Raw genomic sequence first — 23,806 nt, 5'->3', positions numbered from 1 at the left:
GGCGGGAAAGGCGAGGCGCGGCTCAGCGGGTGTAGGTGACGATCTTGACCAGCTCGCCCGGGCGCACCGGCTGATCGCCGGACCGGCCGTTGAGCATCAGGAAATGCTCGAGCGGGGCGTCGGTGGCCATGCGGGCTGCGAGGCTTTGCGCCGTCTCCCCGGGGCTCACCTTCGCCACCCGGATCCAGCGCGGCTTCAGACGGCGCGCCTCCTCCTCGCCGAGCAGGCGGAACGAGCCGAACAGGGAGGCGACCGCGGCCGCCGACGGGGCTGAGGGATTGCCGATCATCACGAAATGATAGGCGCCGTCGCCGGCACCGCGATAGGCGGCGAGCGAGAGCGTCACCGCGCCATCGCTCGTCTGTATCCGCATCTGCGACTGGATGCTGGGGACGCCGTTGACGACGACCCGGCGAACCTCGCCGGGCTCGACGGGCGTGTCGCCGAGCAGCTGCCGGAGCACCGAGGAGGCATAGGCCTCCAGCCCGCCGGGCGGCATCGGACCGCCGGCGAACTCGCCGCGCAGGCCGTCCGGCCCCTCGATCAGGATCGCCTGGGGGCTGTTGGTCAGGGTGAAGCCCTGCGGCGCCTCGAAGCCGATCCGCATCACCGGATGCGCGAAGCGCCGGCCGATGACGAAGCCCTGCTCCGGATCGTCGCCGTAGAGCAGGCCGTCGACCTCGCGGAGGAAGGGCAGCTCGTTCTCGGGGAGAGCATCGGCCTCGAGCCCGGTCGCCGCCGCCTGCTCGCGGGCCCGGGTGACGCGATTCGTGGTGAGCGGATGGGTCCGGGTCCATTCCGGCAGGCTGCGCGCCTCGTCTCGCCCGCGGGTGCGGGCGAGGAAACTCTCCTGCCGGCCGAGCGCGTCGAGCATGTCGGCTGCCGCATAGGGATCGTAGCCGGCGCCCCTGAGGTAGGTGAGGCCGAGATCGTCGGCCTCATATTCCTGGCCGCGCGAATAGCGGAGTGTGAAGAACGCCGCCGCCTCGCCGGCGATGCGGGTCAGCCGCTCCGACCCGGTGAGCACCTGGACGGCGAGAACACCGAGGCCGCGCCAGATCGACCGGCGCTGCTGGCGCTGGCTGTGACGCGCTGTGATGTGCCCCACCTCGTGCGCGAGGACCGAGGCAAGCTCCCCCTCGCTGTTGACGATGCCCATCAGGCCGCGGGTGACGTAGATGTAGCAGCCCGGGACGGCGAAGGCGTTGACGACGTCGCTGTTGACCAGGGTGAAGGTGCAGCGTCCGCCCAGACCGGCGGCGTTCGCGACCTTGCCGCCGAGCCGCACGACATAGGCCGATTCCTCGCCCGAATAGGCGCCGCCGAACTCGGCGAGGAGCTGCGGATGCGCCTCCGCCCCCGCCTCGCGGTCGGCGTCGCTGACGACCGGATCGTCTCCGCTGCAGCCGGAGAACAGGAGCATTGCGAGCCCAAGGGCGGGAAGGACGCGGATCATAAGCGGGAGGGACGCCCGAAGGTGCGTTCGGTTGCGCGGCTCCCTGCCCTTCTTGCTTGCGCGGGCTGCGGCGTGCCGCCTACACCGGCGCCAGGGGGGCTGTAGGTGGCGAACACCGGGGGAAATGTGGTCGCGGCGACGGGCGACCCTGCGCGCTTCGAGCAGGCGCATGCGGCGCTTCGCGCGGATTCCTCCATCCAGTTCGATCTGCCGGGCTTCGAGCCGCCGGTCGTGCCCGGCTGGGTGCGCTGGCTCGGCCAGTTCCTCGAAGGCAGCGGTCCGGCGCTGAAGGCGATCTTCTGGATCGTCGTCGCCGCCGCCGTCCTCGCCCTGCTCTACGCTCTGTTCCGCTGGATCGAGCGCGGCGGCCTCGGCTTCCTGAGGCGGGATGGCCAGGCGGTCGACGATGGCGAAGGGAGCTGGCGCCCCGAGGAAGCGCCGGCACGCGCCCTGCTTGCCGAAGCGGACGCGCTCGCCGCCGCCGGCCGGTTCGACGAGGCGGTCCACCTGCTGCTCTTCCGCAGCATCGAGGAGATCGAGGCCAAGCGGCCGAAGCTGGTCCGCCCCGCCCTCACCAGCCGCGACATCGCAGGCGCCGAACGAATCCCGGCGGGGCCGCGCACCGCATTCGGCCGCATTGTGATGGCGGTGGAGCGCAGCCTGTTCGGCGGCCGGGCGCTCGGCGAGGGCGACTGGCGCGGCTGCCGCGCCGCTTATGAGGAATTCGCCTTCGCCGCGGAGTGGGGGCGATGAGCGAGAGCGCGCGCCCGACCTTCGAGCCGAAAGTGGTCGCGGCCGTCATCGCCGCGGGAATCGTCGCCTTCGGGCTGTTCCTCGTTCTCGCGGCTTACGCCGGGGACACGGGCTCCAGCCGCGACGGGCGCGCCCATGCGCTGTCGAGCTCGGGAATCGGATTCAAGGGCATCGTGCGGCTGATCGAGCTTTCCGGCGGCCAGACGCGGCTCGTCCGCAATGCCGGCGATTTCGAGGGCGAGGACCTGCTCGTCATCGCCGCCGAGCCGGACACGAGCGCCGAGGCGATCGAGGAGGTGGTGCGCCTGCGCGGCGGCCGCGCGACTTTGATCGTGCTGCCGAAATGGGGCGTCGTCCCGGATCGCGACAAGCGCGGCTGGGTGCGCGGCGTCGGCACGCTGCCCGACGGCCTGGTGTCCGAGATCCTCGGCAAGGACCGCCGGCTGAAGGTTACGCAATCTCAAGCGAAGAGCCGAACGGCGCGCGGGCGCGATTTTCTGGCGGGTGTACAAGCGCCGCTTCCGCGCATCGTTCAGACCGTTTCCGGGTATGACGTCACGCCGCTCCTCGTCGGAGCGCCCGGCGAGATCGTCCTCGCACGCCTCGGCGACGCGCCGCTCTATCTCCTGGCGGACCCGGACCTGCTCAACAATCAGGGCCTCAAGGAACCGGCCCGGGCGAAAGCGGCGCTTGCGATCCTGACCGAGCTGAACGCCACCGACGCCCGCGCCGTGGCGTTCGACCTCACCGTCAACGGCTTCGGCCGTCACCCGAACGCGCTGCAGCTGGCGTTCGAGCCGCCGTTCCTGCCCCTCACCCTGGCGCTGGTGCTCGCGGCGATCCTCGGCGGCCTGCACGGCGCCTTCCGTTTCGGCCCGGCGGCGGAGGAGCCGCGGGCGATCGCCTTCGGCAAGACCGCCCTGGTCGAGAACAGCGCCGGGCTGCTCAAGATCGCGCGGCGCGAGCATCGCGCGGGCGACGCTTACGCCCAGCTTATCCGCGAAGCGGCCGCGCATGAGAGCGGCGCGCACCTCGCGTTGCGCGACACGGAGCTCGACGCCTATCTCGATCGGCTCTCGCCGCCCGGCGAGCCCCGCTTCAGCGCGCTCGCCGCCGCCGCGCGCCAGGCAGGAGACCGCGCCGGCCTGGTCGCGGCCGCCCGCGCATTGTTCCAGTGGAAGAAGGACCTGATCAAGTGAAGCTAGAAGACGTCAGAAGCCTCGCCGGAACGATCCGCGGCGAGATCGCCAAGGCGATCGTCGGCCAGGAGGAGGCGATCGAGCTGCTGCTCGTGGCGCTCTTCTCGTCCGGACACGTCCTGCTCGAAGGTCCGCCAGGCACCGCCAAGACCTTCCTCGTGCAATGCTTCGCGCGGGTGCTCGGCCTCGGCTACGGCCGCATCCAGTTCACGCCGGACCTGATGCCGGCCGACATCCTCGGCTCGAACCTGTTCAACTTCCAGACCAGTCAGTTCACCCTCACCCGCGGCCCCATCTTCTGCGAGCTGCTGCTGGCCGACGAGATCAACCGCACGCCGCCGAAGACGCAGGCGGCGCTGCTCGAGGCGATGCAGGAACGCGCGGTGACGATCGACGGCGACACCCATGAGCTCTCGCCGCGCTTCATGGTCGTGGCCACGCAGAACCCGATCGAGCAGCAGGGAGTCTATCCGCTGCCGGAGGCGCAGCTCGACCGATTCCTGTTCAAGCACCGGATGGACTATCCCTCGGCCGAGGACGAGCGGCGGATCGTCGCCCAGCACGGTGCCCGCTTCGGCGCGCCGAGCGCGGCCGAATGGGGGATCGCGCCGCGCGCGAGCCGCGAGGAGGTCGACGCGGCGGTGGCCGCGGTCGCCGCGATCCCGATGGTCGAGGAGGTCGCCGATTATGTCGTGAGCCTCGTTCGCGCGACCCGCGACGCACCCGATCTCGAGACCGGCGCCTCCCCGCGCGCGGCGGCGATGCTCGCCGGCGCCGCCCGGGCTCGCGCCGCGCTCGATGGCCGGGACTATGTCATTCCCGACGACGTGAAGGCCCTCGCGCCGGCCGTGCTCCGGCACCGCGTCCTGCTCTCGCCCGCGGCGGAGATTGAGGGGCGGCCGGTGGAGGCGGTGATCGAGCGGCTGGTCGACGCGGTAGAGGCGCCGCGTTGATCTACCCGACGCGCCGCACGATCCTGATCACCGCCGGCTCGGCGCCGGCTGCCTTCCTGCTCGGCGTGTTTGCGCCGGGCTATTGGTTCGTCGGCCTCGTCTTCCTGGGCTTCCTGATCGCCTTGCTGGTCCTCGACGCGGCGCTCGGCGCGGCCGGAAGGGACATGGCGCCGATCGTCTCGGGGCCGATGAGCGCGGCGGTCGGCCGCGAGCTCGCCCTCACCGTCAGCGTACGCGCCGCCCGTGCACCGCCGCGTTGGTGCGAGGCCGCCCTCGACAGCCATTACCTGCTCGCGGCGCCGCAGGGCCTGCGCACCAGGATCGTGCTGCACGGCGGCGAAGGCGAGACGACGATCCCGCTGGTACCGCTGCGGCGCGGCACGGCGCGACTGGAGACCGTCTGGCTCCGCTGGCAGGGTCCGCTCGGCCTCGTCTGGAAGCAGCGGCGCCTGTCGTTGGGCGAGGAGATCGTCATCGTTCCCGACATTCGCGCCTTGCGCGAGCGCTCGGCCGACTTCAGCCACCGCGACATGCTGCACGGACTGACGGCGCGGATGCAGATCGGCGAAGGCGCGGAGTTCGAGGCGCTGGCCGAGTTCCAGCAGGGCATGGACCGCCGGTCGATCGACTGGAAGCAATCGGCGCGGCACCGCCGGCTGCTCGCCAAGGAATATCGCACCGAGCGCAACAACAACGTGATCATCGCGCTCGACAGCGGCCGGACCATGTGCGAGCCGCTCGCCGGCCTGCCGCGGATCGACCGGGCGGTCGGCGCGGCGTTGCTCACCGCCTTCGTCGCGCTGAAGGACGGCGACCGCGTCAGCCTGTTCGCCTTCGATTCCCACCCGCGCGTGTCGAGCAAGCCGGTGTCCGGCGCGCGGGCCTTCACCCTGCTCCAGCGGCTCGCCGCCGGCATCGAATATTCGGAGCGCGAGACGAATTACACGCTGGCGCTCGCGACGCTCACCACCGGGCTCAATCGCCGTTCGCTGCTCGTCATCTTCACCGAATTTTCGGACACGATCAGCGCCGAGCTGATGCTCCAGGCGGTCGGCACCCTGCTCAAGCGGCATCTCGTGCTGTTCGTCCTGCTCCGCGACGAGGAACTCGAAGGGCTCGCCGCCGCCGCGCCGGAGACGCCGGAGGCCGTCACCAAAGCGGTAACGGCCGCGGCGCTGCTGCGCGAGCGACGGCTGGTCGTAGGGCGGCTGCGGCGGCTGGGCGTGCATGTGATCGAGGCGGCGCACGATCAGGCCGGACCGGCGCTGCTCAACGCCTATCTCGGCGTCAAGCAGAGGAACCTGCTGTGAGCGACACGCAAAGCTTCCGCGGGCTCAGAGCGGAGCGCGAGGCGGAGTGGCGGCGCCTCGACGACCTGCTCTCGACCTGCGAGAAACGCTCGCCGCGTTCGCTCTCCGACGAGGACTTGCTCGCCCTGCCGGTCCTCTATCGCGGCGCCCTCTCCTCCCTCTCGGTCGCACGCGAGACGTCGCTCGACCTCGAGCTCGTCACCTATCTCGAGACGCTCTGCGCGCGCGCTTATTTCTTCCTCTACGGCGTCAGGACCACGCCCGCGGCGCGGCTGCGGCAGTTCTTCACGCGCGACTGGCCGGCGGCGATGCGCGGCCTCGCCCGCGAGACGCTGATCGCGCTGGCTATCCTGGTGATCGGCACGATCGGCGGCTATTTCCTCGTCACCAGCCAGCCCGAATTCTACAATGCGTTCGTTCCCGAGGAACTCGCCTCGGGGCGGGACTTCAACGCCAGCCGCGAGGCGCTTGCCGAGGGCCTCTATTCGGGCGCCGGCGGAGACGGCCTCGCCGTGTTCGCGACGGTGCTGTTCACCCACAATTCGCGGGTCGCGATCTTCTGCTTCGCGCTCGGCTTCGCCTTCGGCGCGCCGACCGTACTCCTCCTCCTCTATCACGGCGGGATGCTGGGAGCGTTCCTGGCGCTTTACGGCTCCCACGGCCTCACTTTCGAGCTCGGCGGATGGCTGATCATCCACGGCTCCACCGAGCTGTTCGCGATCGTCCTTGCCGGCGCGGCCGGTCTGCGCATCGGCTGGAGCGTCGTCTTTCCGGGAGCCCTGCCGAGACTGGCCGCGGCGAGCCGATCCGGCCGCGAGACGGCAACCGCCATGGTCGGCGTAGTGCTGATGCTGCTCGTCGCCGGGCTGCTCGAGGGCCTCGGCCGCCAGCTTATTCGCGACGATCTCGTCCGTTACGCGATCGGCATGACGATGCTGATCCTGTGGTGCGCTTATTATTATCTTCCGCGGCGGAATCCCCATGGCTGAGCAGGCGATCCTGCACCGGGCGCAATCGGTCCGCATGCGCCGGCGGCTGGTCACACCGGAAGGGGTCGACCTCGGCCTCACCCTCGCCTCGGCGGGGCAGCGGGCGACCGCCTTCCTGCTCGACGCGCTGATCATGTTCGCCACGCTGATCGCGATGACGCTGATCGTCGCCTTCGGCTTCATGGCGACGGGGCTGGCCGGCGCCGAGCCGCTCGCGATCATCTGGCTGCTCGGCTATTTCCTGCTGCGGAACTTCTACTTCATCATCCTCGAGATGGGCCCCCGCGCCGCGACCTTCGGCAAGAGAGCCTCGGGGTTGAGGGTCGTCGCGCGCGACGGCGGACGGCTGACCGCCGACGCGGTGATCGCGCGCAACCTGATGCGGGAGATCGAGGTCTACCTGCCGCTTTCCTTCCTCGGCATGGAGGCGGCCGAAGGCGGCGCCGGCGCTGCGATGACCTTGCTCGGCCTCGGCTGGGCCTGTCTCTTCCTGTTCTTCCCCCTGTTCAACAAGGACCGGCTCCGGGTCGGCGACCTTCTCGCCGGCACCTGGGTGATCAACACGCCGCGGCAGCGCCTGACCTACGATCTGATGCGCGCCGACGCCCACTCTGCCGGTTATGCCTTCACCGACGAGCAGCTCGACGCCTACGGCATCTTCGAGCTGCAGACGCTCGAGCAGGTCCTCCGCGGCGGCAACCAGGACAGCCTCGATGCCGTCGCGACGACGATCCGGGGCAAGCTCGGAATCGGCGAGGTCGAGAGCCACGAGGCCTTCCTCACCGCTTATTACGAGGCCCTGCGGCGGCGGCTGGAGCGCAAGCTGCTGTTCGGACGGCGGCGCCTCGACAAGTTCGACCGCTGAGCGGCGCGGGCGCCGCCTTTCCGCGGCGGCCGCTAGACCAAGGCTCACGCCATCGGCAGAAGCGCGAAGCGCCTCCACCTCAGCCGATCGCGCCCTAGCCGAGCTGGAACTGGAGCGAGTTCATGAAGCTCGGGATGCGCTTGCGAGAGCCGTTGCGGCGCTCGTACATCTTGTCCTGGTAGCTCCCTGCCAGTGCATCCGGGATCTCGATCATCTGCACGTCGCTTTCGAAGACGTTGCGCAGGAAGGCGCCGGCGAAGCCGTCGAGGCGCCGCGCCAGACAGAAGGTCGAGAACGGCTCCCAGGTGAGCAGGACGAAGCAGAAGTCGGACCGCTTCACGAACGCGCCGACGGCGTCGATCACGCCGTAGCGCTCCTTCTGCGCGAAGGTATCCTCGAAGAAATCGTGGCCGAACAGGAGACCGCCCGGCTTCAGCTTGGCGGCGTAATCCTCGAGGTCCCGCAGCACGAACTCGTAATGGTGATTGCCGTCCAGATAGACGAAATCGAAACTGCCGTCCTCGAAGGCCTCCGCCGCCTTGTAGGAATATTGGCGGTGGAGGCGGACCCGAGGGTCGCCCTGGAAGCGCGCGGCGACCGCGGCGTATTTCGCATCGCCCGGCGCATTCGCGGGGGGCGCCTCGAAGGTCTCGGCGCGGTCCCGTTTCGTGTCCACCTCGGAGAGCAGGGAACGGGCCTGCAGCAGGTCCGAACCGCTCTCCAGATGGCTCCACGGATCGATCAGATGCAGCTCTTTCGGGTCGGCGGAGGCGAGGATCTCCGCCGAATAATTTCCCTCCGCCACGCCGATCTCGGCGCCGACTCCCCCCTTCGGGAAATGACGAAGCAGGTGCTCGCGGCTGCTCAATACATAATACACGTGGCGTCCCCCCTCCACGGCCGTTCTTCCGGCAGCCTAGCCGAACGATTGTCGGGGTAAATGCTGAATCAATCGCGGCGCGGCCTCGCCTGCCGCAGCAGCTTCGCCGGAGGGATGCGGCCGAGGCATGAAAAAACCCCGGAAGACCGCGCGGTCTTCCGGGGTTTTTTGAAATGGCGCGCCCGAAAGGATTCGAACCTCTGACCCCCAGATTCGTAGTCTGGTGCTCTATCCAGCTGAGCTACGGGCGCCCGGTGGAGGGGCACATAGGGGGAAGATTCGGGGCTGGCAAGTGCGTTGGGCGGAAAAGTCGCGGCAGCGCAACAAAGCCGGCCGGGCATCCGCGACAGCGCCACGCTTTCCGTACGGCGGTTCACCCTATAGGAGGTCTCCGATGACCTATCGGATCGCCCTTCCCCTGATCGTCGCGCTGCTCGGCGCGGGCTGCGCCGGCTCCGGAGACTATCCCTCCCTGGCGCGCCGTCCCGCCGAAGAACTCTATGCCGCGGGTGACCCGGAACGGGTTCCCGTCCCGGCCCCGAACGATCCGGCGTTACCCGGTCGAATCGCCGCCTTCGTCCAGGCGGGCCGCGCCGGCGACGAGGGATTTGCCGACGCTCTGGGCCGCGCTCGCGATCTTGCCGCACGCGCCGGTTCGACGGGCAGCGACAGCTGGGTGGAAGCACAGCAGGCGCTCTCCCGCGCCGCGGCCGCGCGATCGGCGACCAGCCGCGCGCTGGCGGATCTCGACGCCTATGCGATCGAGCGGGCGAGACAGGGACCGCTCAGCCCGGCGGACGCCGAACGGCTCGCGGGCGCGACGGCGGCGCTGCAGGCCCTCGCCGATCGCCAGCAGGACCAGACGGAGAGCCTTGGCGAGATGCTCAGGCGCCGCTGAGCGCCTCGCGATGGGCCTGCGCCAGGGCGACATAATGGGCGACGCCGGCGGCGTGCCCAGCCAGCTCCTCGGCGCTGAGATCGCGCAGATATCTGGCCGGACGGCCCGCCCAGAGCTGGCCGGAGGGGATGCGCCGCCCCGGCGTGAGCATGGCGCCTGCCGCGAGCATTCCCCCGCTCTCGATCTCGCAGCCGTCCATCACGATGGCGCCGAGCCCGACGAAGGCGCGATCGTGCAGCACACAGCCGTGGATCATCGCCATATGGCCGATCAGCACGTCGGCGCCGATGATCGTAGGATGGCCGCCGTCCTTCCCGGGCTTGGGCGAATCGACGTGGATGACGGTGCCGTCCTGGACGTTCGTCCGCGCGCCGATGCGGATCCGGTTCACGTCGCCGCGCAGCACGCAATTGTACCAGATGCTCGCCTGCGCACCGATCTCGACGTCGCCGATCAGCCGCGCGCCGGCCGCGACGAAGGCCGTGCCGTCGATCCGCGGCCGGCGGCCGCCGAACGGGATCAGGCCCGCCATTCGTCCCTCCCGATGCTGTAGACGATGACGCGCCCTTCCGCCCAGGCCGGCCCGTCGTAATCGAGCTCGGGCCGGCGCGTCATTCCGAGCCGTTCCATCAGCCCCCAGCTCGGGCGATTGCCGTCGACGGTGAGGGCGACCACCCGCGACGCCGCCAAGGTGTCGAACGCGAAGTCGAGCGAGGCCGTGGCCGCCTCCCGGGCATAGCCCTGCCCCCAGGCATCCTCGCGCAGGCGCCAGCCGACCTCGTGCTCGCCCTCCACCGGGCTGCCCGCATCGTCGGCGACCTTCAGGCCGCAGAAGCCGAGCAACGCATCGTCGGCCTTGCGCTCGACGACCCAGAAGGTGCGGCCGCGCGTTTCCTGCCACCGGATGAAGCGGTCGCGGACGATCGCCTCGAGCTCCGCCGGAGTCTTCACGCCGCCCAGCCAGCGCATCACCGCAGGGGTGTTGGTGTGGCGCACGAACGGCTCCACATCCGCCATCGTCCAGTTGCGCAGCCGCAGCCGCTCGGTCTCCATCATGGCATGTCCCTGATTACGTCCGGCACCCAATTGCTCCAATCCTCGAGCAAGGGAAGGATGCTCGCATGATCGTCGCTCCAGCCCTCGAAGCCGTTGCGGGCGATCAGCGGCCGCCACTGATGGGCATCCTCGCCGCTGGCGATCTGCAGCGTCAGGATGGTGTCCGGATCGGGGGCGAGCGCCACCCAGACAGACATGGTGACGTTTCGGCCCTGCTCCTCGCCGCTCGGCACATAATCATAGACCCGGCCGTACCAGCCGTCGCGCTTCGCCGCGGCCGCCAGCACCGGCTCCAGATCGAGGTACCGATTGGAAATGTGGATCAGGAGGAGCCCGGTCGGAGCGAGCGCGCGGCGGTAGACCGCCAGCGCCTCGCGGGTGAGGAGATGCATCGGCACCGCGTCGGACGAGAAAGCGTCGATGGCGAGCATGTCGAGGCTGCCGGGCGCGGCGCGCGCGAGGCTGAGGCGGGCGTCGCCGAGGACCACCTTCGCGCCCGGAGCGCAGCGGGAGAGGAAGCTGAAGCGGCGCGGATCCCGGGCGATGGCGACGATCGCCGGATCGATCTCGAAGAAGCGCCACTCCTGTCCCGGCTGCGCATAGCAGGACAGGGTGCCGGTGCCGAGGCCGACCACGCCCACTTTGGGATGGTCGCCGTGGAAGATGCCCAGCGAAGTCATCGCATGGCCGATGCCCGAGTGGCGCGAATAATAAGAGGTCGGCTCCGTCTCCTGCCCGGGCGTGAGGTTCTGGACGCCGTGGAGGGTGGTGCCATGGGTCAGCAGGCGCGACGGCGGATTGCTGCGCGTGCTGATCGTGTAGACCCCGAAATAGGAGCGGGTCCGATCGGCCACCCGGCTCTCCTCCAGCGTCCTCCAGCCGCCGTAGCTGAGCATCAGCGCCGCGAGGCAGGCGGCGAAGGCGCCGCGCCGCCCGATGAACAGCAATGCGGTCAGCGAGATGGCGATGCTCATCATCAGCGCGGCCGTGGAATCGATCCACGCCCACGGCTTCATGTCGGCCGCGAACGAGAGAACGAAGGCAAGGCCGATCAGCGATAACGTCGCCCACAGCGGCACCTCCCAGGGCAACAGACGCCTCTGCGGCACCAGCCATGCCGCAGCGAGGATCAGCAGCGGATGCTCATAGGCCCAGTCGAAGACCGCGGGCGCGACCAGAGCGCAGAACAGGCCGCCGAGGACGCCTCCGAGGGCCATCGCCAGATAATATGACGTCAGATGGCCCGCCGAGGGACGTGCGCGGTAGAGCGCGCTGTGCAGCGCGACGGCGGTCGTGAAGAGGAGCGCGAGCCCCAGTGTCGCGGTGAAGAACGGGCTGCGCGAGCCTCCGCTGAATGCGAAGCCGCCGGCGATGAGCAGCACGAACGGCCCGATCGTCACGAAGACGTCGGCTGCACGGCGCCGCGCCGCGAAGGCGATGACGAAGCTCAGCAGGTAGAGGCCGAGCGGCACGACCCAGAGCAGCGGCAGCGCGACGATGTCGGTGGTGAGATGGGTTGTGGTCGATAGCATCAGCCCGGACGGCACGGCCGACAGCGCGATCCAGCACAGGATCTGGCGGACGGTCGGCGCTTCGCCCTCGTCGGCTGCGGGAGTCGCTTCCACGACATGGGCCGGAATGGTGAGGGCGCACAGGCCGACGAGCAGCACCAGCAAGGCGTAGCCGGCGGACCAGAGCAGGCTCTGCTGATCGAGCGTCAGCACAGGCTCGACGAGCAAAGGATAGGAAAGCAGGCCGGCGAAGCTGCCGAGATTGGAGGCCGCGTAGAGCGGATAGGGATCGCCGCGGGCCGGATCGAGCGCGTACCAGCGCTGCATCAGCGGAGCCTGCGCCGAGACGATGAAGAACAGGGGGCCGATCGAGCTCAGCAGCAGCCACGGCGCCCACAGCGCCGGCGCGGCATCGGCGGGCAGGACGCGGTCGCCGACGCCGATCGGCAGCCATAGCGCGGCGAGAGCGAACAGGACGAGGTGGAGCCCGGCCTGGCGGCGCGGCGCGAGGCGCGAGATGTAATGGGCATAGGCATAGCCGCCGAGGAGCAGGGCCTGGTAGACCAGCATGGCGCTGTTCCATACCGCCGGCGCGCCGCCCAGCCGCGGCAGAGCCATGCGCGCGATCATCGGCTGGGTGAGAAAGAGCAGGAACGATCCGGTGAGGATCGCGAGCAGGAACAACGGGCGCGCGGCGCGCGACAGCAACAACGGCGCGGCGGCCCGCGAGCTCACCTGGCCTGCCGGGACGATCGCGTGGCGGGACGTGGCGGGCAGCTCTGCGGATCGTTCAGCAACTCGAACACCTCACCAGCCCGGACGCAACCGCTCCTTCCTATCCGCCCGGGACCCCGGAAAGATAGGGGCTTCACGCCCCGAGCAGCCGGGCGGCGAGCGGCGCGTGATAGGTGAGCACGCCGGCGGCGCCGGCGCGCTTGAAGGCGGTGAGCGTCTCGAGGACGAGGGCGTCGCGATCGCCGGCGCCGACCGCGACCGCCGCCTCGATCATCGCATATTCGCCGGACACCTGATAGGCGAAGACCGGCACCTCGAACCGCTCCCTCACCCGGCGGACGATATCGAGATAGGGCAGGCCTGGCTTCACCATCACCGTGTCGGCGCCCTCGGCGAGGTCGAGCGCGACCTCGCGCAGCGCTTCCTCGGCATTGGCATAGTCCATCTGATAGGTCTTCTTGTCGCCCTTCAGCAGGCCGCGCGAGCCGACCGCATCGCGGAACGGACCGTAGAAGGCGCTGGCATATTTGGCGGCATAGGCCATGATCTGGACGTTGTGGCGCCCGTCGGCCTCGAGGGCGCCGCGGATCGCCGCGACCCGCCCGTCCATCATGTCCGAAGGCGCGACGATGTCGGCGCCGGCCCCGGCCTGGACCAGCGCCTGCTCGACCAGCACCGCACTGGTGCGGTCGTTGAGCACATAGCCGCTCTCGTCGACGATGCCGTCATGGCCGTGCGTGGTGTAGGGATCGAGCGCGACGTCGGTGAGGATCCCGACCTCCGGCGCGGCCTCCTTGGCGGCGCGCACCGCACGGCAGATGAGATTGTCCGCGTTCAGCGCCTCGCGCGCATCGTCGGTCCTCAGCCCGCCTGGCGTGTTCGGGAACAATGCGATGCAGGGGATGCCGAGATCGCGCGCCTGTCTGGCGCGCTCGGCGATCCGGTCGACCGACCAGCGCGAGACGCCGGGGAGCGCCGCGATCGGCTCCTCCACCCCCTGCCCTTCGGCGATGAACAGGGGCCAGATCAGATCGGACGGCGTGAGCACGGTCTCGGCGACGAGCGCACGGCTCCACGCATGGGTGCGCGTGCGGCGCATCCGCAGGGCGGGAAAGGAGGTCATGGCGGGCTCTTAGGCCCTCGCCGCACGAGGGGGAAGCACCATCCCCGCCTTCAAGGAACCCGGCTGGCGCCGCCTTGAACCGAAGCGGCGCTGATGTCACACTTCGCCGCGGCTCCCGGGCCGGCCCGGACGAAGGCTGCGAGGAGCCTTCGGTTCAACAGGGGGAGACGAACGATGAACGCACGCAAGCTTCTGATCGTCGGGGCGGCCCTGGCGGCCGCGCTCTCGGGCGCGTCGGCGAGCGCGGCGCCTCCCAATCCGATCCTCTACCTGACCAGCCAGGAATATTATTCGGCGGGCGGCAAGAACTGGGTGCGGCACCGTTACGACGTGTTCAACAAGGATCAATATCCCGCGGACATGTTCGCGGCCGCTCCGTCGCTGCCGCCGTGCGGCCTGAACACCAATTCCTCGCGCTCGTGGGTCGATTTCTTCGACGGACGGACGGGCAAGCGCCTCTACGGCTTCTGTGCGCTCGGCAGCCCGCAGAACCTCGGTCAGATCTGGTTCGCAACCGAGGAAGGGACGATCCCGCCGAGCTACGTCTATATCGAGATCACCGACCGCCAGACCAACACCAAGTACAAATCGAACCTCGCCGATACCTCGATGTAGCGGTGGCGCAATCGGAGGGCGGGCACGGGACTGGACACAAATCGCCGATCGGATGTTGAACGGCTGCTGATGACCGTCCGCCCCGTTCCCCGCCAAGCCGCCCTGATCGTCAACGCCCATTCGCGGCGGGGGCGCGACCTGTTTCGCGAAGCGAAGACCCGGCTCGAAGAGTCCGGCATCGAGCTCCTCGAGAGCCATGCGGTAAAGGACCCGCGCAACCTCAACGCCACCGTCGACCGGGCGGTGGCGAACGGCGCGCCGATGGTGATCATCGGCGGCGGCGACGGATCGCTCTCCTGCACGATCGACTTCGTCGTCGGGCGCGACTGCGTCTTCGCGCTCCTGCCGCTCGGCACCGCGAACAGCTTCGCACGCACCCTCGGCATCCCCCTGGACCTCGAAGGCGCGGTCCGAACCATCGCCACCGGGCGGCGGCGGCGGATCGACCTCGGTACGATCGACGGCGATTATTTCGCCAATTGCGCGGCCATGGGCCTCTCGCCGATGATCGGCGAAGGCATTCCGCACAAATTGAAGCGCTATCTCGGCCGCGTCGGCTACCTCGCCTGGGCGACCTGGTGCTTGATCAAGTTTCGGCCGTTCAAGCTCTCCATCGACAATGGCGAGGAGAAACGGACGGTCTGGGCGACCGAGGTACGGATCGCCAATGGACGATTCCATGGCGGGGTCGAGCTGGTCGAGCATACCGACGTCGACAGCGGCGAGCTCGTCGTCCAGGCGGTCACCGGCCGCAGCAAGCTGGCCCTCGTCTGGAACTGGGTCGCCAGCCTGCTGAAGCTCCCCGCACGCCAGGCGCCGGTCGAGCATTTCCACGGCCAGGTGCTGCGTATCGACACCAAGCCGCGGCAGAAGATCTCGATCGACGGCGAGGTGCTGGCGAAGACGCCGACGGTCGCCGAGCTCGCCCATTGCGCCGTCGAGGTGGTGGTTCCGGCCGAATAGCTCCGATCAGCCCGCCGGCCGAAGCGCCCCGCCGGGCTCGCGCGTCGCCTCCGCTTGCTCGATGCACTCGGTATCGCCGATCGGGGGGCCCGCCATGCGGGCGCGGCGCCAGCCGCCGTGCAGGTAGAGGGCCACCGCCATCAGCATCGTCGCGACCATGCCGAGCGGGAAGCTGAGCCACAAGGCGTCGGCGCCGAGCCAGTCGTAGGTGCCGAGCGCCACGCCGAGGCGAACCGGATACATTGATACCGCCAGGATGATCAGCGGCCAGACCACCTGGCCGTTCGCCCGCACCGTCCCGAAGAGGACGAGGCTGACCCCGAAGAACAGGAAGCCCCAGGTCGCGACGAGCTGGATGTGCCGCGCGATCGGCAGGGCCGGACTGTCGCCGCCCAGGAAGAGCGCGAGCGCGGGTTTGTCGGCGATGGTGAGCAGGACGATCAGCGCCCCCGTCATCAGCAGGTTGAACAGCACGCCGGCGCGGGTCGCCGCGGACACCCGGTCCCACTTGCCCGCGCCGATATTCTGCGCCGCCATCGCGCTGACGGCGGCAGCGAGCGACATCGCCGGCATCTGCACATAGGTCCACAGCTGCTGGGTGACGCCGTAGGCGGCCGCCGTGTCCACCCCCTCGCGGTTCACCAGCCCGAGCATCGCCAGCGCCGAGGAGGTGATCACGATCATCTGCAGCCCCATCGGCAGCCCCTTGCCGACGATCGTCCTGAGCCGCACGGGATCGGGGCGGAGACAGGCGAGCTCGCTGCCGCGGAGGCGAAGCGGCAGGTCGCGGGCATAGATATAGACGAGCAACGCGGCGAGGCTGACGTAATTGGCGATCGCCGTCGCCAGCGCCGATCCGCTGATGCCGAGCGCCGGAAGCGGCCCGAGGCCGAGGATCAGGACAGGGTTGAGCCCGCTGTCGAGCAGCACGCTCAGCGCCATGAACCATAAAGGCGTCAGCGAATCACCGGCGCCCCGCAGCGCCATCATCAGCATCGTCATCATCAGCGTGCCCGGCACCGCCAGGAAGATGACGCGCAGATAGTCGAGCGCGAGCGGAGTCGCGTTCCCGGGCGTGCCGAGCAGGGAGAGGATGTCCGGCGCGAGCCACCATCCGACCGCAGCGATGACCGCGGAGATCGGGACGAACGAGCCGATGGCGGTGCCCACCACCCGCCGCGCCTCGTCGATATCGCGCCGGCCCATCGCCTGGCCGATCAGGATGGTCGAGGCCATGCCGAAGCCGAAGACGAACGCCATCAGCATGAACAGCACGATATTGCCGTTGGAGGTGGCGGCGAGCGCATCGACCCCGAGAAAGCGGCCGACCCAGATCGCGTTGATCGAGCCGTTCAGGGACTGGAGCACCGACGATCCCAGCGTCGGCAAAGCGAAGGCGATCAGGGTCGACGCGATCGGGCCGGACGTGAGATCGCGCTGACCGGGCCGGGGTGCTGCTCGGGTTGCCATTCGCACCATACGCACGAGGACGCACGCCGCTCCCGGCAGCACGCGTCGCCGCGACGATCGAAGGTCAGCCGAGCCGGGCCAGCGCCGCCTTGTATTTCTCGGCGTCCGAAGCCTTTTCGGCATGATCGGCACGGGCCTTCTCGACCGCCTCGGGCTTCGCCCTCTCGACGAAGCTCGGGTTGCCGAGCCGGGCGGCGAGCGAATCCCGCTCCTTCTCGGCCGCCTCGAGCGCCTTGGCGAGCCGGCCCCGCTCGGCGGCGATGTCGATCACCCCCTCGAGCGGCAGGACAAAGGTCGCCTCGTCGACGACGACCTGCGCGCCCGCGCCGGCCGCCGACGCGTGGCTGACCGCCTCGATGCGCGCGAGGCGCTTCAGCACCGCCTCGTGCCGGGCGAGCCGCGCCTCCGTCTCCGGCCCGGCATCGCGGACGTGGAGCGCGAGCTTGGCGCCCGGCGGCACGTTGAGCTCCGAGCGGGCGCCCCGGATGCCCGAGATCAGGCGGATCAGCCAGTCGATTTCGGGCCCGGCGTGCGGATCGAGCGCCCGCGCATCCGGCTTCGGCCAATGGCCGACGATCAGCGGCGACGAGCGATCGGCGAGCGAATGCCACAGCTCCTCGGTGATGAACGGCATGAACGGGTGGAGCATGGCCAGGATCTGGTCGAGCACCCAGCCGGCGACGATGCGCGTCTCTTCGCCCCCTTCCCCGCTCCCTTCCGCACCGCTCAGGACGGGCTTGATCAGCTCCAGATACCAGTCGCAGAAGGTGCCCCAGACGAAGTGATAGATGGTGTTGGCGGATTCGTCGAAGCGCAGCTCGGCGAGCGCCAGATCGAGCGTCTGGATGGTGCGCACCGTCTCCGCGACGATCCAGCGGTTGACGGTCAGCTCGGCGGACGGAGGCTCGAGCGTCGCGGCGCCGCCGATGCCGTTCGCCTGGCAAAAGCGCGCGGCGTTCCAGAGCTTGGTCGCGAAGTTGCGATAGCCCTCGATCCTCTTCTCATCGAGCTTGATGTCGCGGCCCTGGCTTTCCATCGCGGCGAGGGTGAAGCGCAGGGCGTCGGCGCCGTAGCGATCGATCAGGCCGAGGGGATCGACCGTGTTCCCCTTCGACTTCGACATCTTGGCGCCCTTGGCATCGCGGACCAGGCCGTGCAGGTAGAGCGTCTTCCACGGCACCTCCTCCATGAAATGGAGGCCCTGCATCGCCATCCGGGCGTCCCAGAAGAAGATGATGTCGAAGCCGGAGACGAGCACGTCGTTCGGATAGTGGCGGCGCAGCTCGTCGCTCTGCTCGGGCCAGCCGAGCGTGGCGAACGGCCACAGCGCCGAGGAGAACCAGGTGTCGAGCACGTCGGTGTCGCGGCGGAGCGGGCGGTTGCCGGCCTCGCGCTGCGCCTCCTCCTCGGTCTCGGCGACGAACACGTTGCCCTGGTCGTCGTACCAGGCCGGAATCTGATGGCCCCACCAGAGCTGGCGCGAGACACACCAGGGCTGGATGTTCTCGAGCCAGTTGAACCAGGTCTTCTCCCAGGTTTTGGGAACGATGTTGATCTTGCCGGACCGGACCGCCTCGATCGCAGGCTGCGCCAGCGTCGCGGCGTCGACATACCATTGGTCGGTGAGCCAGGGCTCGATCACGACGCCGGAACGATCGCCATAAGGCGTCTGGATCGTGCGGTCCTCGACCCGCTCGAGCAGGCCTTCCGCGTCGAGCCGCTCGACCACCTGCTTGCGGGCCTCGAAGCGATCGAGCCCGATCAATGCCTCGGGAATCAGCCCGTCGGCGGTCTGGATCACCCGCGCCTGGGCATCGAGCATGTTGAGCATGTCGACGGCCTTGAAGCCGGCGCGCTTGCCGACCTCGAAATCGTTGAAGTCGTGCCCGGGGGTGATCTTCACCGCGCCCGAGCCGAGCTCCGGATCGGCATGCTCGTCGGCGACGATCGGTACCAGCCGGCCGGTGATCGGCAGCCGGACGTTGCGCCCGACCAAAGCCTTGTAGCGCGCGTCGTCCGGGTGCACGGCCACCGCCATGTCGGCGAGCATCGTCTCGGGGCGCGTGGTGGCGACGTGGATGAAGCCGCTGTCGTCCTCGAGCGGATATTTGAGGTGCCAGAACTTGCCCTGCACCTCCCTGGTCTCGACCTCGAGATCGGAGATGGCGGTGCCGAACTTCGGGTCCCAGTTCACCAGCCTTTTGTCGCGGTAGAGCAGGCCTTCCCGATAGAGGTGCACGAACACCTTGAGCACCGCGGCCGAGAAGCCCGGATCCATGGTGAAGCGCTCGTTCCGCCAGTCGCACGAGGCGCCGAGGCGGCGCAGCTGGCGGGTGATCTGCCCGCCCGACTGGGCCTTCCATTCCCAGACATGCTCGATGAAGGCGTCGCGACCCATTTCGGCGCGGCGCACGCCCTGGCTCTCGAGGTTGCGCTCGACGACCATCTGCGTCGCGATGCCGGCATGGTCGGTTCCCACTACCCAGAGCGCGTCCTTGCCCTGGAGCCGGGCGTGACGGATCAGGATATCCTGCAGCGTATTGTCGAGCGCATGCCCGATGTGAAGCGAGCCGGTGACGTTCGGCGGCGGGATGACGATGGTGAAGGGCTCGGCCTCGCCCCTCTCGGGGCGGAACAGGCCCTGCTCCTCCCAATGCGCATACCAGCGCGTCTCGATGGCGGCGGGATCGAAGGTCTTGGCAAGCTCGGTCATGCGCGCGACTTAGAGCGTGATCGCGCGAGGTGGAAGCGCTTTGCGCGCTCCACCGGGCGGGCGGCTCTAGAAGTGCTTGCCGGTGATCCGGGCGATCTCGCGGGTGACAAGCTCTTCCACCATCTCCGGGAGATGGCGGTCGAGCCACTCCTTGAGCATCGGCTTCAGCATCTCGCGCACCACCGCCTCGAGCGGACCGTCGCCCTGCGGCAGCGTCTCGCTCCGCTCGCGAATGGCCGAAAGCGCGGCGAGCGAGCGGGCGCTGGCCGTGGCCGCATCCTCGGAGACGAGGCCGTCGGTCTCCGACACCGGATCGGACAGCTCGAGCACGTCCTCCTCGGGCGGCGGCACCGGGCGCGGCGCTTCGGCCGGACGCGATCCGCGGGCCGGCCGCGCAGACGCGCGGCCGTCTTCGGCGATCACCCTTTTGATGGAGGCGAGAATGTCCTCCATCGAGGGTTCCTGGTTAATATCCCCCATGATGAAGGGCTTATCGCTTATTCCGACGGCGGTGTCACGGGGGTGTTTGGCGGCCCCGCAACCGTCCGGGTGGAAACCGCCTGCGGTGTGGCGTCGTCGCTCCAGTCGGACATGCGGCGCGAGACGCGATTGTAGTTCGCGACCGGATCGTAGAGAGCGCCGCCGTCGAGATTGAGGTCTTCCGCCTCGGCCTGGCCCATGGCGTTGAGCAGCTGGAAGCCGGCGACATAAGCGTCGCGGCGCGCGGTCACGACCGCGACCTGGCTGTTGAGCAGCTCCTGCTCGGCATTGAGCACGTCCAACACGTTGCGGGTGCCGACCGTCTGCTCGGCGCGCGTGCCTTCGAGCGCCAGGGTGTTGGCGTTGACTGCGACCTGGTTCGATTCGACCGCCTCCTGCGCCGCCTGGTAGCTGGCGAAGGCCGCGCGGGTGTTGGCGACGACCGAGCGCTCGATCTCCACCCCGCGCTCGAGCAGCTGGCTCTGGATCGCCTGGGCCTGGCGGACCTGCGCGCCGACGGCGCCGCCCTGATAGATCGGGATCCGCGCCTGCACGCCGACGCCGGCCGACGTGTTGGTGTTGCGGTTGCCGACGCCGCCGAACTGCTCGTCGGCGGTGCCGAGGTAATTGGTGTAATTGCCGGAACCGACCGCCGAGACGGTAGGCAGCCGGTCGGAGCGCGCGATCGAGACGTCGCGGCCCGCCGCCCGGATCTGCGCCGCGATCGACACGAGGTCGGAATTGTTGGCGAGCGCGATCTCGACCGCCTGATCCGGGGTGCCCGGCAGCTGCGGAAGCGGCGGCGGCGGATCGAGCTCATCGGGGAGCTCGCCGATCACGCGCCGGTAGTTCTCTTCGCTGCCTTCGAGCCGCCCCTCGGCCGTGGCGAGGTTCGACTGGGCGAGCGCCAGCCGCGCCTCGGACTGAGCGACGTCGGTGCGGGTGAGATCGCCGACCTCGAAGCGGTCGCGGGTCGCCTGCAAATTGGTCTCGAGCACCCGAACCTGGTTGCGGTTCAGCGTGACGATCGAGCGGTCGCGGATAACGTCCATGTAGGCGGCAACCGTCTCGGTGAAGATGTCGCCTTCCGTCGCGCGGAGCGCGGCCCGGCCGGCGAGCACGCGCTCGTCGGCGGCCCGGATCGAGTTGCGCACCCGCCCGCCGTTGAACAGCGGATAGCCGACCTCCAGACCGGCGCTGAGGTTGCGGCCGTTGCCGCCGCCGGTGCGCACCAGATTCTGGTTGACCCCGGCGGTGCCCGCCAGCGACGGCCGGCCCTGCGATCGGGCGAGCGCGACGCCTTCGTCGAGCGAGCGCAGCTGCGCCCGCTGCGCCATGATCGTCGGATTGGTATTGTAAGTCTGCACAAGCGCGTCGCGAAGCGTCTCCGCCTCCGCCGCGCAGCCCATTGCAAGCGCCGCCGCCCCCGCAGCAGCCAGATACCCACCCCGCATCACTTCACTCCATTCATCAGAATGTGAACGCCTTCGGCCTCACGAAGCCGGGCAGCACGGCGGCCGCGGCATCGGAGAAAGCGGCGATGCCGAACGCATCACCGGACTTGCGGCCGAGCGACAGCCTGGTCACCCCCCGGTCGATCGTCGCGGTCGCCAGCCGGCCGAGATCGGAAAGCTGCGCCACCAATGCATCGGGCACGAACTCGATCGCGCCGTCGACAAGGATCAGATCGTAAGGCGCGCCGGACTGTTGCCCCTCGGCGAGCGGCCCCTCTACCAGCTGCACCGGATAGCCCGCGAGGGCGTCGCGCGCGAAGGCCGCCAGCTCGCCATCCTCCTCGATCGCGACGACCGAGCCGACCATCCGCGAGAGGATCGCGGCTGCATAACCAGTGGCGGCGCCGACGACGAGCGCACGCTCGCCCGGCTGCGGCGCCGCTTCGGTGAGCAGCCTGCCGAGCGCCATCGGATTGTTGAGATCGCGACCCGGCTTCAGCGGAACGAGCGCGTCGGCATAAGCGAGCGCGATCTTGTCCCGCGGAACGAACCGCTCCCGCGGGACCTCGCCGAACGCGGCGAGAACCCTGGGATCGTTGGTCCCCGTCGTCCTCAGGAGGTTCGCGATCATCGCGCGTCGCATATGGTCGAAATTATGCTCGGTCATCGGGCTCTCAATCGCACAACTGTCTTATAGATACAATACACCTTGCGGCTGCCCTCCGTCTTATCGGCTCGCCCCGATGCCGCCAAGCGAAGATGTCTCCGCTCGGCGCGATCAGCGGGAACTAAGCAATTGCCGTGCCATCGGCTTGCGCGGGCGCGGTTGCGGGGCACGCGGCGCCGACAGGCGGCGTCCCGGCAGGTGCTAGCGAAGAGAGGGAGTGGAGGCCCGAGCCGGAATCGAACCGGCGTGCAAGGATTTGCAGTCCTCTGCGTAACCACTCCGCCATCGGGCCACGCCGCGCGACTTGTCCGGGAACGACCCGCAAGTCAACCACCTATCACTGTCCGGTGACGGACGCCTGTCCGGAAACGGACGGTTCAGTCCGCGCGCACCACCTTCCCGCCCTTCATCACCAGCCGCACGGCACGGACCGCGCGAACGTCCGTCGTCGGATCACCCTCGACGGCGACCAGATCTGCCAGCAGTCCCGGCTTCACCGCGCCGCGGTCGGAGAGGCCGAACAGGCGGGCGTTGCCGCTGGTGGCGGCGATCAGCACGTCCGCGGGGCGCATGCCGTACGCGGCCATCAGCTCCATCTCCCGGACATTCTCGCCATGGGCGAAGACTCCGACATCTCCGCCCATGCACATCGGCACCCCCGCGGCGAGCGCCGCCGCGAAGCTCTTCCTCTTGTCCGCGACCGCCGCCGGTTCGGGCGCCGAGCCGTTCCAGCCGCGGTAGCGGGCGATCGCGTCGGTGGCCGCCAGCGTCGGGCAGAGCGCGACGCCTCGCACCTGCATCAGCCGGAAGATTTCCGCCGTCCCGCTATTGCCGTGCTCGATGGTGCTGGCCCCGCCGAGAACGGCGCGGCGCATTCCTTCCGGCGTGCTGGCATGGATCACCACCGGGCGTCCGGCCGCGTGCGCCGCCTCGACGACGGCCCGGATCTCCTGCAGGCTGTAGGTCGGGCGGCTGTCCTCGCCCGGACGCCAGCGATAGTCGCCATAGAGCTTCACGACGTCCGCACCGGCGCCGATCTGCCGGCGGGCGGCAGCGACCAGCGCCTCTCCGTCGGCCTCCTCGGCGCCCAGCGCCGCCATCAGCGGATCGGCCGATTTGGGACCGTAGCTGCCGGTGGCGACCAGGGCGCGCGTGGCAATCAGCATGCGCGGGCCCTCGACGATCCCCTGCTCGATCGCCTGCTTGAGCCCGACATCGGCATAGCCGGCGCCTTCGGTGCCGAGATCGCGCACCGTGGTGAAGCCGGCACGAAGCGTCGCGCGGGCGTGATTGACCGCGCGGGCCGTGCGCAGCGCCTCCGGCTCCTTGAGGACCTGATCGTCCCAGCTCGTCTCGTCATAGGGATGGAGGAAAAGGTGCGAATGGCCCTCGATCATGCCCGGCATCAGGGTCGTGCCCGGCAGATCGACCACCCGCGCGCCCGGAGGCGCAGCGACGGCGGGTCCGGCGGCGTCGATCCGCTCGCCGCGGACCAGCACGCTCCATCCCTGGTGCGGCCGCGGGTTGACGCCGTCGAAGACGCGCGCCGGACGGAGCAGAAGGACGGCGTCCTGTGCGGCCGCCGCCGCAGGCGGCAGGAGCAGGGCGAAGAGAGCGAGGAGCAGGCGCATTCGATCGTGCCTCTTTCGAAACCATAAGCGGCGCGAGATCCGCCGCGGCCCGGCGCTGCGCGCAAAGCGCTTTCCCGAAGGCGCG

Annotated in this window: 21 protein-coding genes and 2 tRNA genes; 9 read left to right on the top strand and 14 right to left on the bottom strand. The window is 69.3% G+C overall.

The window, feature by feature from the left end; genetic code table 11:
- Positions 1-22: 22 nt before the first annotated feature.
- A complete protein-coding gene (locus E2493_RS05230) occupies positions 23-1,423 on the bottom strand; it encodes a M48 family metalloprotease (protein ID WP_167737391.1) in 1,401 nt (466 codons plus the stop codon).
- Positions 1,424-1,561: 138 nt separating this feature from the next.
- Here E2493_RS05230 and E2493_RS05225 point away from each other — a divergent pair, with 138 nt between their 5' ends.
- From E2493_RS05225 to E2493_RS05200, 6 genes are read left to right on the top strand one after another with little or no spacing between them, the layout of a single operon-like run.
- The gene (locus E2493_RS05225; protein ID WP_135084443.1) at positions 1,562-2,209 is read left to right on the top strand and encodes a DUF4129 domain-containing protein; all 648 of its coding nucleotides are present in this window, start codon (positions 1,562-1,564) and stop codon (positions 2,207-2,209) included.
- Complete coding sequence (locus tag E2493_RS05220) at positions 2,206-3,408, top strand: DUF4350 domain-containing protein (protein WP_135084441.1); 1,203 nt, start codon at positions 2,206-2,208, stop codon at positions 3,406-3,408. Before E2493_RS05225 ends, E2493_RS05220 begins: the two co-directional genes overlap by 4 nt.
- Positions 3,405-4,361 (top strand): AAA family ATPase, encoded by a 957-nt coding sequence (locus tag E2493_RS05215; protein ID WP_135084439.1) that lies wholly within the window; start codon positions 3,405-3,407, stop codon positions 4,359-4,361. The genes E2493_RS05220 and E2493_RS05215 overlap by 4 nt, the downstream gene beginning before the upstream one ends.
- Positions 4,358-5,671: a DUF58 domain-containing protein gene (locus E2493_RS05210; protein WP_135084437.1), complete on the top strand. Its 1,314-nt coding sequence runs from the start codon at positions 4,358-4,360 to the stop codon at positions 5,669-5,671. Before E2493_RS05215 ends, E2493_RS05210 begins: the two co-directional genes overlap by 4 nt.
- Positions 5,668-6,660 (top strand): stage II sporulation protein M, encoded by a 993-nt coding sequence (locus E2493_RS05205; RefSeq protein WP_135084435.1) that lies wholly within the window; start codon positions 5,668-5,670, stop codon positions 6,658-6,660. The genes E2493_RS05210 and E2493_RS05205 overlap by 4 nt, the downstream gene beginning before the upstream one ends.
- Complete coding sequence (locus E2493_RS05200) at positions 6,653-7,525, top strand: RDD family protein (RefSeq protein ID WP_225421160.1); 873 nt, start codon at positions 6,653-6,655, stop codon at positions 7,523-7,525. The genes E2493_RS05205 and E2493_RS05200 overlap by 8 nt, the downstream gene beginning before the upstream one ends.
- A gap of 94 nt (positions 7,526-7,619) precedes the next feature.
- Here E2493_RS05200 and E2493_RS05195 read toward each other — a convergent pair whose 3' ends face one another.
- Together E2493_RS05195 and E2493_RS05190 are read right to left on the bottom strand one after the other, a co-directional pair.
- Entirely contained in the window at positions 7,620-8,405 is a 786-nt protein-coding gene (locus E2493_RS05195; RefSeq protein ID WP_167737390.1) for a class I SAM-dependent methyltransferase, read from the bottom strand.
- A gap of 174 nt (positions 8,406-8,579) precedes the next feature.
- Positions 8,580-8,656, bottom strand: a tRNA-Arg gene (locus E2493_RS05190).
- Between the two features lie 143 nt (positions 8,657-8,799).
- On the opposite strand from E2493_RS05190, the gene E2493_RS05185 reads away from it, so the two are divergent.
- Positions 8,800-9,303, top strand: a complete 504-nt coding sequence (locus E2493_RS05185) for a hypothetical protein (protein WP_135084432.1) — start codon at positions 8,800-8,802, stop codon at positions 9,301-9,303.
- Here the strand turns inward: E2493_RS05185 and E2493_RS05180 are convergent.
- The 4 genes from E2493_RS05180 to hemB all read right to left on the bottom strand — a co-directional run bounded on the left by E2493_RS05180 (position 9,290) and on the right by hemB (position 13,728).
- Positions 9,290-9,835 carry a gamma carbonic anhydrase family protein gene (locus tag E2493_RS05180; RefSeq protein WP_135084430.1) on the bottom strand — a complete coding sequence of 182 codons (546 nt, stop codon included), beginning with the start codon at positions 9,833-9,835 and terminating at the stop codon, positions 9,290-9,292. The two genes, E2493_RS05185 and E2493_RS05180, sit on opposite strands and share 14 nt — an antisense overlap.
- Entirely contained in the window at positions 9,823-10,359 is a 537-nt protein-coding gene (locus E2493_RS05175; RefSeq protein WP_135084428.1) for a GNAT family N-acetyltransferase, read from the bottom strand. The genes E2493_RS05180 and E2493_RS05175 overlap by 13 nt, the downstream gene beginning before the upstream one ends.
- Positions 10,356-12,605, bottom strand: a complete 2,250-nt coding sequence (locus E2493_RS05170) for a fused MFS/spermidine synthase (protein WP_225421159.1) — start codon at positions 12,603-12,605, stop codon at positions 10,356-10,358. The genes E2493_RS05175 and E2493_RS05170 overlap by 4 nt, the downstream gene beginning before the upstream one ends.
- Before the next feature lie 133 nt (positions 12,606-12,738).
- Positions 12,739-13,728 carry a porphobilinogen synthase gene (gene hemB, locus E2493_RS05165; RefSeq protein WP_135084426.1) on the bottom strand — a complete coding sequence of 330 codons (990 nt, stop codon included), beginning with the start codon at positions 13,726-13,728 and terminating at the stop codon, positions 12,739-12,741.
- Positions 13,729-13,902: 174 nt separating this feature from the next.
- On the opposite strand from hemB, the gene E2493_RS05160 reads away from it, so the two are divergent.
- Both E2493_RS05160 and E2493_RS05155 read left to right on the top strand, forming a co-directional pair.
- On the top strand, positions 13,903-14,343 hold the full coding sequence (locus E2493_RS05160; protein ID WP_135084424.1) for a hypothetical protein: 441 nt from the start codon (positions 13,903-13,905) through the stop codon (positions 14,341-14,343).
- Positions 14,344-14,412: 69 nt separating this feature from the next.
- Positions 14,413-15,306 carry a diacylglycerol/lipid kinase family protein gene (locus E2493_RS05155; RefSeq protein ID WP_135084422.1) on the top strand — a complete coding sequence of 298 codons (894 nt, stop codon included), beginning with the start codon at positions 14,413-14,415 and terminating at the stop codon, positions 15,304-15,306.
- Between the two features lie 6 nt (positions 15,307-15,312).
- Here the strand turns inward: E2493_RS05155 and E2493_RS05150 are convergent, their stop codons facing one another.
- The 7 genes from E2493_RS05150 to E2493_RS05120 all read right to left on the bottom strand — a co-directional run bounded on the left by E2493_RS05150 (position 15,313) and on the right by E2493_RS05120 (position 23,721).
- On the bottom strand, positions 15,313-16,785 hold the full coding sequence (locus tag E2493_RS05150; RefSeq protein ID WP_135084676.1) for an MATE family efflux transporter: 1,473 nt from the start codon (positions 16,783-16,785) through the stop codon (positions 15,313-15,315).
- Between the two features lie 55 nt (positions 16,786-16,840).
- Complete coding sequence (locus tag E2493_RS05145; RefSeq protein ID WP_135084420.1) at positions 16,841-19,489, bottom strand: valine--tRNA ligase; 2,649 nt, start codon at positions 19,487-19,489, stop codon at positions 16,841-16,843.
- 66 nt (positions 19,490-19,555) lie between these two features.
- Entirely contained in the window at positions 19,556-19,942 is a 387-nt protein-coding gene (locus tag E2493_RS05140) for a DUF2497 domain-containing protein (protein WP_318531678.1), read from the bottom strand.
- A gap of 44 nt (positions 19,943-19,986) precedes the next feature.
- Complete coding sequence (locus tag E2493_RS05135) at positions 19,987-21,423, bottom strand: TolC family outer membrane protein (RefSeq protein ID WP_135084416.1); 1,437 nt, start codon at positions 21,421-21,423, stop codon at positions 19,987-19,989.
- Between the two features lie 16 nt (positions 21,424-21,439).
- Complete coding sequence (locus tag E2493_RS05130; RefSeq protein WP_135084414.1) at positions 21,440-22,090, bottom strand: protein-L-isoaspartate O-methyltransferase family protein; 651 nt, start codon at positions 22,088-22,090, stop codon at positions 21,440-21,442.
- Between the two features lie 218 nt (positions 22,091-22,308).
- Positions 22,309-22,382, bottom strand: a tRNA-Cys gene (locus E2493_RS05125).
- Between the two features lie 85 nt (positions 22,383-22,467).
- Positions 22,468-23,721 (bottom strand): metal-dependent hydrolase family protein, encoded by a 1,254-nt coding sequence (locus tag E2493_RS05120; protein ID WP_135084412.1) that lies wholly within the window; start codon positions 23,719-23,721, stop codon positions 22,468-22,470.
- Positions 23,722-23,806: the final 85 nt, after the last annotated feature.

The organism is Sphingomonas parva (ex Maeng et al. 2020), assembly GCF_004564275.1.
Lineage (GTDB): Bacteria > Pseudomonadota > Alphaproteobacteria > Sphingomonadales > Sphingomonadaceae > Allosphingosinicella > Allosphingosinicella parva.
This window is presented reverse-complemented; position numbering and strand designations above follow the sequence as displayed.

Bases quoted from the DNA above. Each gene is read 5' to 3' on its own strand.
- E2493_RS05230 (WP_167737391.1), bottom strand. From the start codon at position 1,423: ATGCTCCTGTTCTCCGGCTGCAGCGGAGACGATCCGGTCGTCAGCGAC.
- E2493_RS05220 (WP_135084441.1), top strand. From the start codon at position 2,206: ATGAGCGAGAGCGCGCGCCCGACCTTCGAGCCGAAAGTGGTCGCGGCC.
- E2493_RS05200 (WP_225421160.1), top strand. From the start codon at position 6,653: ATGGCTGAGCAGGCGATCCTGCACCGGGCGCAATCGGTCCGCATGCGC.
- E2493_RS05185 (WP_135084432.1), top strand. From the start codon at position 8,800: ATGACCTATCGGATCGCCCTTCCCCTGATCGTCGCGCTGCTCGGCGCG.
- E2493_RS05180 (WP_135084430.1), bottom strand. From the start codon at position 9,835: ATGGCGGGCCTGATCCCGTTCGGCGGCCGCCGGCCGCGGATCGACGGC.
- E2493_RS05175 (WP_135084428.1), bottom strand. From the start codon at position 10,359: ATGATGGAGACCGAGCGGCTGCGGCTGCGCAACTGGACGATGGCGGAT.
- hemB (WP_135084426.1), bottom strand. From the start codon at position 13,728: ATGACCTCCTTTCCCGCCCTGCGGATGCGCCGCACGCGCACCCATGCG.
- E2493_RS05160 (WP_135084424.1), top strand. From the start codon at position 13,903: ATGAACGCACGCAAGCTTCTGATCGTCGGGGCGGCCCTGGCGGCCGCG.
- E2493_RS05155 (WP_135084422.1), top strand. From the start codon at position 14,413: ATGACCGTCCGCCCCGTTCCCCGCCAAGCCGCCCTGATCGTCAACGCC.
- E2493_RS05150 (WP_135084676.1), bottom strand. From the start codon at position 16,785: ATGGTGCGAATGGCAACCCGAGCAGCACCCCGGCCCGGTCAGCGCGAT.
- E2493_RS05145 (WP_135084420.1), bottom strand. From the start codon at position 19,489: ATGACCGAGCTTGCCAAGACCTTCGATCCCGCCGCCATCGAGACGCGC.
- E2493_RS05140 (WP_318531678.1), bottom strand. From the start codon at position 19,942: ATGGAGGACATTCTCGCCTCCATCAAAAGGGTGATCGCCGAAGACGGC.
- E2493_RS05135 (WP_135084416.1), bottom strand. From the start codon at position 21,423: ATGCGGGGTGGGTATCTGGCTGCTGCGGGGGCGGCGGCGCTTGCAATG.
- E2493_RS05130 (WP_135084414.1), bottom strand. From the start codon at position 22,090: ATGACCGAGCATAATTTCGACCATATGCGACGCGCGATGATCGCGAAC.
- E2493_RS05120 (WP_135084412.1), bottom strand. From the start codon at position 23,721: ATGCGCCTGCTCCTCGCTCTCTTCGCCCTGCTCCTGCCGCCTGCGGCG.